At 45.6% G+C, this 788-nt stretch carries 2 protein-coding genes; both read right to left on the reverse strand.

The features are described from left to right. Positions 1-573 (reverse strand): 3-deoxy-manno-octulosonate cytidylyltransferase (kdsB, locus tag A3762_RS22650; protein WP_068757748.1); only part of this gene is annotated, 573 nt, incomplete at its 3' end. Positions 574-585: 12 nt separating this feature from the next. After that, on the reverse strand, positions 586-774 hold the full coding sequence (locus tag A3762_RS22655; RefSeq protein WP_068476464.1) for a Trm112 family protein: 189 nt from the start codon (positions 772-774) through the stop codon (positions 586-588). Positions 775-788: the final 14 nt, after the last annotated feature.

A 788-nucleotide genomic window follows, 5' to 3' on the forward strand; every position in this document is an offset into this window, starting at 1 on the left:
GTAAGCATACATTCCAATATGACGAAAATACTCAGCTGTCGAAGATAAGCGCGGCGGTTTTTCGCTCAATGCATCGCGCGCATAAGGAATCGGTGCGCGACTAAAATAAGACGCGAAACCATGTTCATCAAATACAACCTTTACTGCATTCGGATTCAATACCGTATCTAAATCTAGAATTCTCTCGCAAAGCGTTGCAATACCAGCCTCAGGATGTGCACTCAAATTCTGAGCAACTTGCTCAATGAGTGCTGCAGGAATCAACGGTTCATCGCCCTGAACATTGACGATTATTTCATCATCATCCATATCAAGTTCACGAACAACTTCTTCCAAGCGGTCCGTACCAGATGGATGATCAGGAGATGTCATCACCACATCTGCGCCGAAGTCTAAGCAGGCTCCTTCGATATCCGTATTATCAGTTGCAACGATAATGCGCTGCGCACCTAGATCTTTCACTTGCTCGTAAACGTGTCGAATCATTGGTTTGCCCGCGATATCTATAAGAGGCTTTCCAGGAAGTCGTTGCGAAGCAAAGCGCGCGGGGATAATCACGGAATAAGGTTGCATCGGATTTCCAGATTAGTCTTTGCTTAGTTTTTCATCTGTCGTGAGAGTGCGGGCTTCGTTCTCAAGCATCACAGGAATGCCATCGCGAATAGGAAAAGCTAAGCCATCCGCTTTGCAGATGAGCTCTGACGCATCACGGTCATATTTTAGTTCGCCTTTACAAATTGGGCATGCGAGGATCGCCAGAAGTTTTTTATCCAAAACTAAGTTCCTAA

The sequence above is a fragment of the Oleiphilus sp. HI0125 genome (assembly GCF_001635355.1).